Annotated in this window: 7 protein-coding genes and 2 pseudogenes; 3 read left to right on the top strand and 6 right to left on the bottom strand. The window is 58.0% G+C overall.

Annotated elements, in window-relative coordinates; all coding sequences use genetic code 11:
• From U9R81_RS06285 to U9R81_RS06275, 3 genes and pseudogenes are all read left to right on the top strand, one after another.
• Window positions 1–624 (top strand): annotated as a pseudogene (locus U9R81_RS06285) (AAA family ATPase); the annotation flags it as partial.
• Between the two features lie 294 nt (window positions 625–918).
• A complete protein-coding gene (locus U9R81_RS06280) occupies window positions 919–1308 on the top strand; it encodes a hypothetical protein (RefSeq protein WP_322494656.1) in 390 nt (129 codons plus the stop codon).
• Between the two features lie 510 nt (window positions 1309–1818).
• Window positions 1819–2085: pseudogene (locus U9R81_RS06275) on the top strand (AvaI/BsoBI family type II restriction endonuclease); the annotation flags it as partial.
• Between the two features lie 15 nt (window positions 2086–2100).
• On the opposite strand, the gene U9R81_RS06270 reads toward U9R81_RS06275, so the two are convergent.
• The 6 genes from U9R81_RS06270 to U9R81_RS06245 form a co-directional block, all read right to left on the bottom strand.
• Entirely contained in the window at window positions 2101–2295 is a 195-nt protein-coding gene (locus U9R81_RS06270) for a hypothetical protein (protein ID WP_322494655.1), read from the bottom strand.
• A gap of 544 nt (window positions 2296–2839) precedes the next feature.
• On the bottom strand, window positions 2840–3628 hold the full coding sequence (locus U9R81_RS06265) for a DUF4397 domain-containing protein (protein WP_322494654.1): 789 nt from the start codon (window positions 3626–3628) through the stop codon (window positions 2840–2842).
• A 236-nt stretch (window positions 3629–3864) separates the two neighbouring features.
• The gene (gene rfbC / locus U9R81_RS06260) at window positions 3865–4395 is read right to left on the bottom strand and encodes a dTDP-4-dehydrorhamnose 3,5-epimerase (protein ID WP_322494653.1); all 531 of its coding nucleotides are present in this window, start codon (window positions 4393–4395) and stop codon (window positions 3865–3867) included.
• A gap of 32 nt (window positions 4396–4427) precedes the next feature.
• A complete protein-coding gene (locus tag U9R81_RS06255) occupies window positions 4428–5378 on the bottom strand; it encodes a UDP-glucuronic acid decarboxylase family protein (protein ID WP_322494652.1) in 951 nt (316 codons plus the stop codon).
• Window positions 5379–5459: 81 nt separating this feature from the next.
• Window positions 5460–6476 carry an NAD-dependent epimerase/dehydratase family protein gene (locus U9R81_RS06250; RefSeq protein ID WP_322494651.1) on the bottom strand — a complete coding sequence of 339 codons (1017 nt, stop codon included), beginning with the start codon at window positions 6474–6476 and terminating at the stop codon, window positions 5460–5462.
• Window positions 6473–7606: a DegT/DnrJ/EryC1/StrS family aminotransferase gene (locus U9R81_RS06245; protein ID WP_322494650.1), complete on the bottom strand. Its 1134-nt coding sequence runs from the start codon at window positions 7604–7606 to the stop codon at window positions 6473–6475. The genes U9R81_RS06250 and U9R81_RS06245 overlap by 4 nt, the downstream gene beginning before the upstream one ends.
• Window positions 7607–7635 lie beyond the last annotated feature (29 nt).

Below are 7635 nucleotides of genomic sequence, written 5' to 3'. Positions count from 1 at the left end.
TACCACGGCGTCGCCGGGCCGACCGGCCAGAGCATGGCTTACGATCTGATGGTGGTTGGGGCCGTGCGCGGGGCGCCGCCAGCGCTGAGCGAACCGTTCGCCACCGTGCGGCTCGGCCCGCTCAGCTTTGCCGAAGCGCACATGTTGCTCGACAGCTACCTTGAGGAAGGCGAACCACTCTTCAGCACCGACGAAGTGCGTGAACTGATGGCGCTCAGCGCCGGCCAGCCGGCCTTCTTACAGCGCGCCGCCTACCACCTTTACGAAACGCGCCGCCGGCCAACCTATCGCTGGCGCAAAGCCTACCGGGCCGAACTGCGTGAGAACCCACCGGTCGAGAACCCGCTACCGCCGGCTATCTTCGAGGCTGAAGATGATGACGAAGACGATGACGAAACCGAGCAACCTGACTTGCCACCAACCGAAACGCCGCCACGCCCGCGCCGCCGCCGCGCCAGCCTCACCCCCAGCGACGATCTGCGCCCGCTGTTGGCGGCAGTTGGGCCGCTGCTGGCCGGCTTAGTCGGCATGCAAGCCAGCAACTCGTGGCCGGTTGGGGTCGCGATTGGCGCCGCCGGCTACCTCTCGGTCATCATCTGGAACTGGCGGCGCGGGGAGGGGTGAAGTCGTGTATAATACAAATCTAGCACTTGCGTTCTGATTAAGGCGCCGTATCATGACAACCACTGAACATACGTTATCCCACAACGCCAGCCTCGCTGAGATAGACGATCTAGATCAGGCGCTTCACCAACGGTTTTGCACCAAGATCGTCATCGATGCAGCGCTTAATCGATCACTGGTCAGCTTTCAAGCCAACAAACAACTGCCAGTCTATCGTTGGTACAAGTTCAAAGAAGCCTTTTCAGCGCCATTTGTTGAATACATCCTTGACAAAACCAGATCACGCAAGGTACCGTGCTCGATCCATTCGCCGGCAGCGGCACCACTCTCTTTGCCGCCAGCGCCAAACGGCTTGATGCAGAAGGCATCGAACTGCTGCCAATCGGCCAATACATCATTGCTACCAAGCAACTGCTCGATACCGCGTTTACCGCCAGTGATTTCAACACCCTCCAACGTTGGCGCGACCCCCAAGTTTGGATACATGCCCCGAAAACTGTGACCTTACTGGAATTGCGCATCACACGCGGCGCGTATACGGAAGCGGCGAAAGACGCGATTGAGCGCTTTCTCAGCGCGTGCCAACAGGAAAATGAGCGAGTGGCGTTTGTGCTTCGTTTCGCCCTGCTGCGCGTGCATGAAAGCATTAGCTTTACCCGTAAGGACGGCCAATATCTGCGTTAGGATTATCGTTCGGGCCGCAAGCAAGGCAAGAAGATATTCTATAAGGTTGAAATACCGAGTTTCGAGCAAGCGATCACCCAGAAAATTGACGAGATTACAAGCGATTCGCAACCATCAGTACAACTTGATCTCTTTTCGACTCCTCGTTTCACAGGTGCAATTACATTACACATGGTTCTTCTCTTGAGATTTTACCGAGATTACCATCTGAAAAATACAACGCAATTATCACCTCTCCACCATACTGTAATCGCTATGATTACACGAGAACGTATGCACTAGAATTGGCTGTGCTCAATGTTACTGAACATGAACTGGTCAGATTGTGTCAGAACATGCTCAGTTGCACGGTCGAAAATCGGGCGAAAGACTTGCTGGGGCTGAATCCAGCGTGGCGAGAGGCGGTGGAGATAACCGACCGGCAGGAACCATTACAAGCGATTCTCTGCTATTTAAACGCCCAAAAAGAAGGCGGCAGGCTCAATAATAGCGGTATTCTGCGCATGGTGCGTGGCGTTGGGAGAACTCAAAGGCGGTATCGATCCGGTTGGCGCCGACGAACACTGGAAAACGGCGCGGACGGCGCTAAACCGGATTCGTGACACTTTTGCTGCCGTCAATGCGACGCCGCACCTCTTTTTTATCGGCGCTGCAATTGAACAGCGGATGGCGGACGAAATATGAGCTGATCTATCTGCCGGACGGTTGAGCAATGCGGCTAACTTGACCAACGATTACCAACTAACCGCCATTGCCCAGTGGTTGTGCAATCTATAAACCTGACTCGTTCCCTCACACCGCCATCGCCACCACCAACGCCAGCACCACAAAGATAATCAACGCAAACCCCAAATCACCGCCACCCGCCTCTGCCGGAGTTTCGGCACGCAGATAGACCACTGGCGGCGGTGTGGGCCGCGGCAGCGCCGCGCTGATCACCGTGACACCCATCAGCGCCGTCAGCCCCAACAGGAAGATGGTCATCATGGCGCGCCTCCTTGAAAGTGTCTTATTAACACTAATTAGTGCCGGTTGAAAGACGGGCTGTACCCGTCTAGTGTTAATTTTACACTATTGGCATAGGCTTGTCAAGAGGTATGATGATGCGCTGGGATGGATGTTGACCCCTCCCCGCTGGGTTCAAGGGCGGAAAGAATCTCTGATCCGAAGCCCAGCCTTTCAGGGCCGGGCTAGGGTTACGAAGCCTGCGCAGCAGGCTGATGGCCCTCACCCCCAGCCCCTCTCCCACTGGCGCGGGAGAGGGGGGCGTTGCTGGTTCCCGTTCTCGAAGTTTCTACCATAGAGAACACCGCGGACGCGGAGGATCATCCCATTCCAACCCTTTACGCCCGCTGCGTTCCGTTGCGCCTTTGCGTTAAAACCCTTTGCGGAGCCGGGCAGCCGTCCGGCTCTACTGCATCTTTGCGGTTCACACCATCCGCGTCCGCTACGGTAAACATGCCCGAAACTACGCAAAACACAACGAGGGCGGCTGCATTGCAGCCGCCCTCAACCGAATGCAACGATTGGCTTACCGCATGCTGCGGCGCACCACCATCCCACCGAGCGCGGTCAGGGCCAGTGCGATCAGGGCCAACGCCGCCAGCGGCAGTGTCTCGCCGCTGGTGGTGGGCAGCGCCGCCGGCGCCGCCGTGGTCACCGGCGCAGTCACCGCAAGCTGCGGGGTGATGTTAGCAACGACATTGGTGGCGAAGACGCTGTAGATCTGGCCAGCGTTGACGATCGTACCCGCCAGATTGATCACCACCGCGCTGGCGCCCGCCGGCGTCACCTGCAGATCGTAGACGCCTGCCGGAACTTCGAGGTAGTTGCTGGCATCGGGGAAGGCCAAGTTGCTGATCAGGGTCGTGCCATTGGCCAGCTTGACATCCACCGCTGGCGCATCAGGCGAGAAGTGGTACACCCGCACCTTGGCTTGGCCAGCCGCCGGAGCACGCAGATCATCGACGATCACCTGTGGCTTGATGCTGGCCACCAGGCCAACCGCCGCGATGGTGTACGCCTTGCCCGCTTCGATCGTCACGTTGGCATCAATCACCGCCGAACCGGCGCCGGCGCCCGTAGGCGCAACTTGTACGCGGTAGGTGCCCGCTGGCAGATCAAGGTAGGGGCTAGCGGCAAAGAAGCCGACGTTGGTCAATACGGCATTCCCGTTGACGAACACATCCACCGCCGGCGCATCAGGCGAAGCGTGGATCACGCGCACTTTCGCCGCGCCGCTCTGGGCAAAAGCAGCCGGCACAATCAGCAGGGCGAACAAGAGGGCAGTGGTCAGGGCAATCGACAGCTTGCGAAACACAGATGCCTCCTCCTACAATACAACGCTTCCTCACCTACCGGTATTGGCAATCTTTTGCAAATGTCTTGCACAATTTCCGGCTTCACTTCTCTTTACGCAGGGGAGGCGCAAGTGGATGTATGGAATGGAGACAATTTCAACTATCTAGAGATAGACGACCGCTCGCAAGCTGTTCACCGGTGATACCCACCAACCGGGGATAGCGCGCTATCCCCGGCCGATCCCTGCCATTCCGGTTAACCGGTAAAGGGTTGCCAGTGTTTATCCCTCTCGCTCATCTCGGTGACCGGCAACGGCCAGACAATGCCAAACGCCGGATCATCGTAGCGCACGCCGCCTGCGGCGCTTGGCGTATAGTATTGCGACACCTGATAGAAGACCTCGGTGTCGTCTTCGAGCGTTTGGAAGCCGTGGGCAAACCCTTCCGGCACGTACAGCGCCAACCGGTTAGCCGCCGTCAGTTTCACCCCAATCCACCGCTTGTAGGTGGGCGAGTCGGGGCGCAAGTCGATAATCACATCATAAATTGCGCCGCGAATACAGCGCACCAGCTTGGTTTCGGCGTAGGGTGCGTACTGGAAATGCATGCCACGCAGGGTTCCCGCCACTCGGTTGTACGAAAGGTTCATCTGCACCACCCGACTGACCAACCCATGCTCGGCAAACTCGTTTTGAGACCAGACGCAGGCAAAGAACCCGCGATTGTCTTCGTACAACTCCGGCTCGATGATGTACGCATCTTTCAGCTCAGTGGGCATCAACCGCATCGTCTCGCTCCTGTAAACATCGCTCACGTCGATTACAGCTCGCCGCGGCGCTGCAACTCTTGCCGGAACCACGGGATGGTCTGTTCGAGACCTTCGCGCAGCGTCACCTTCGGCTCCCAATTGAGGATCCGGCGCGCCTTGCTGATGTCGGGCTGGCGCACTTGCGGATCGTCTTTGGTGCGTAGATCGCGGTAGACCACACCGGCCTTATTGCCGGTAATCTCGTTCACGATCTGCGCAAATTCAGCGATCGTGAATTCGCCGGGATTCCCGATGTTGACCGGTTCGACTTCATCGCTAAACAACAACCGGTAGACTCCCTCAACCAGATCAGAGACGTACTGGAACGAGCGGGTTTGGCTGCCGTCGCCGTAGATAGTCAACGGCTCGCCGCGCAGCGCCTGCGCAATGAAGTTGGGCACGACCCGGCCATCGCGCAGCCGCATGCGCGGGCCGTAGGTGTTGAAGATACGCACAATCCGCGTCTCAACCCCGTGGTAGGTGTGATAGGCCATGGTCATCGCTTCGGCGAACCGCTTGGCCTCATCGTAGACGCCACGCGGCCCCACCGGATTGACGTGGCCGTAGTAGGTTTCCGGCTGTGGATGGACTTGCGGGTCGCCATAGACTTCCGAGGTCGAGGCCAGCAAGAAGCGCGCGCCTTTGGCCCGCGCCAAGCCTAATGCTTTATGAGTGCCCAGCGCGCCTACCTTGAGGGTCTGGATTGGCAGTTCGAGGTAGTCAATCGGCGACGCCGGCGAGGCAAAGTGGAGGACAGCGTCGAGGGGGCCCTCGATGTAAATATAGTTGGTCACATCGTGATGAATGAAGAGAAAGTGGGGATGGCCGGCCAGATGGGCAATATTATTGGTGCTGCCGGTGATCAGATTATCCATCGCGATCACCGTATGCCCTTCGGCCAGAAAGCGATCGCATAGGTGCGACCCCAAAAACCCTGCCCCGCCAGTAATGAGCACGCGCATAACTGAAGTTCTCCTTGGTATCGCTATCAGCGTGTATTGTAGTCGTTCATCGTGAAGGACGGATGAACATCCGGCTGTTATTTATTCACTTCTCTCAGTGGATGACTCCCAATAGTGCTGGCGATGCTCGCGATAGAAGGTAATGGTACGCGCCAATCCGGTGCGCAGATCGATCCGCGGCTGCCAGCCGAGCATGCTCCGGATGCGGCGATCATCGGCGTAGTAGTCACCAATATCGATCGGTTTGCGATCGGGGGGATAGGGAATGATCTCAAAACTGCCGCCACCCGCCACTTCAACCGTCAGCGCCGCCAGATCGCGCAGATTGATCACCTCAAGACCGCCCAGATTGAAAATCTGGCCGGCTGCTGCCGGATGGACGGCGGCTAGCAACATCGCCTCCACACAATCATCAATGTATGTAAAATCGCGCAATTGCATGCCGTCGCCCCACACCTGTATTGGCTTACCTTCGATGACATTCTTGATCCAAATGCCAAGGAAGGTTTGGCGCGCATCTTTCACCCGCATCCGCGGGCCGTAGGTGTTGGTCAGGCGCAAAGCGCAGGCGCGAATGCCGTAGACATTGTTGTAGAGGATGTGGTACCACTCGCCAGCCATCTTGTTGATCCCATTGACATCAACCGGATGGAGCAGATGGCGCTCATCGACCGGCAGATAGTCGGGTTTGCCGTAGATCTGGCGAGTAGAAGCGTATACGATCGTAATCTGTGGATTGTTCTTGCGGCAAGCTTCGAGGATCGAAAGTTGCGCTCGACAATTGATGTCAAGATCGACATACGGGTTACGCATCGAGTCGAGATGGCTGGTCTGGCCGGCCAGATTAAAGAGAAAATCGTGCCCCTGCACCAAATAATCCATCGAGTATTCATCGCGCACATCGGCAATATTCACCCGCACCCGATCCTCGATCCCGGCGATATTGTAGAGATTCCCGCCGTATTCCGGGATCAGCGAGTCGACTAACGTCACTTGAGCGCCCAAATCAACCAAGCGATGGGCTAAATTTGAACCAATAAACCCTAGCCCACCGGTGATCAATACCCGCGCACCGGCAAATGGATTGCGATCAATCATACGAACCCCGTGCGTATCGTTCCGGCAACAAGCATTACCTCGTCGTAGCTCAATTCCGGATACATCGGCAGCGAGAGAATCCGCCCGGCCAAATCTTCAGTGACCGGCAAACTGCCCGGATGATAGCAAAGATCGGCATAAGCCGGTTGGAGATGGGTTGGCGCCGGATAATGAATATCGCACCCGATGCCGTGTGCTAACAGGTGTTCGCGCAAGCGATCGCGGGTCGCCCGATCAGCAAGCGTGATCACGTAGAGATGATAGACATGCCCCGGCTCATCAACCGGCAACCCAACCGGCAGATCGGCCAGCGCGGCGGCGTACCAAGCGGCCCGTTCGCGCCGCGCCGCATTAGCGGCGGCAAGATACGGCAGCTTCACCCGCAGCAGCGCCGCCTGCAACTCATCGAGCCGTGAATTACGGCCACCCGATTCAGTTGTATAGTATTTGCGCTCCCAGCCATACATCCGCAGCCGGCGCAGGCGTTCGGCAAATGCCGGATTGTTAGTAACAAGCGCACCGCCATCGCCCAATGCACCGAGATTCTTGCTGGGGTAGAAACTAAACGCAGCCAAATGCCCCCACTGCCCGGCCATGCGCGGCGCACCATCGGCATCAGGCCGCCATGCGCCGTGCGCCTGCGCCGCGTCTTCGATCACCGTCAAACCGTGCTGTTCAGCAATCGCCATAATCGCCGGCATATCGGCCAGCCGCCCAAACAAATGCACTGGGATGACGGCTTTGGTGCGGGGGGTGATCGCCGTTGCCAACACTGCCGGATCCATAGTTTGCGTTACCGGATCGATATCTACTAACACTGGCCGCGCGCCAGCTTGGAGGATCGCCGCGACATCGTACATACAAGCGTTCGCCACCGTGATCACCTCGTCACCCGGCCCGACCCCAGCCGCGGCTAAGGCTAAATAGAGTGCTTCGGCGCCGCTGGCGACGCCTACGCAATGCTCAACCCCGCACAGCGTGGCAAATTCGCGCTCGAAAGCCGCCACCTCGGCGCCCAAAATATACCAGCCGCTCGCAATCACTCGCTCGGCAGCGGCAAGCAACTCGGCTTGCAAGGCCTGATGGCTGCGCTGCAAATCGCCAAACGGCACCCGCCATGTGATGGTCATACGCTTACTCCTGAGACGCAAACAGCGGC

The sequence above is a fragment of the Chloroflexus sp. genome, assembly GCF_034435895.1.
In the GTDB taxonomy this organism is placed as follows: Bacteria; Chloroflexota; Chloroflexia; order Chloroflexales; family Chloroflexaceae; genus Chloroflexus.
Note: the sequence above shows the minus strand (reverse complement) of the source record. Positions and strands in the feature narration are given on the sequence as shown.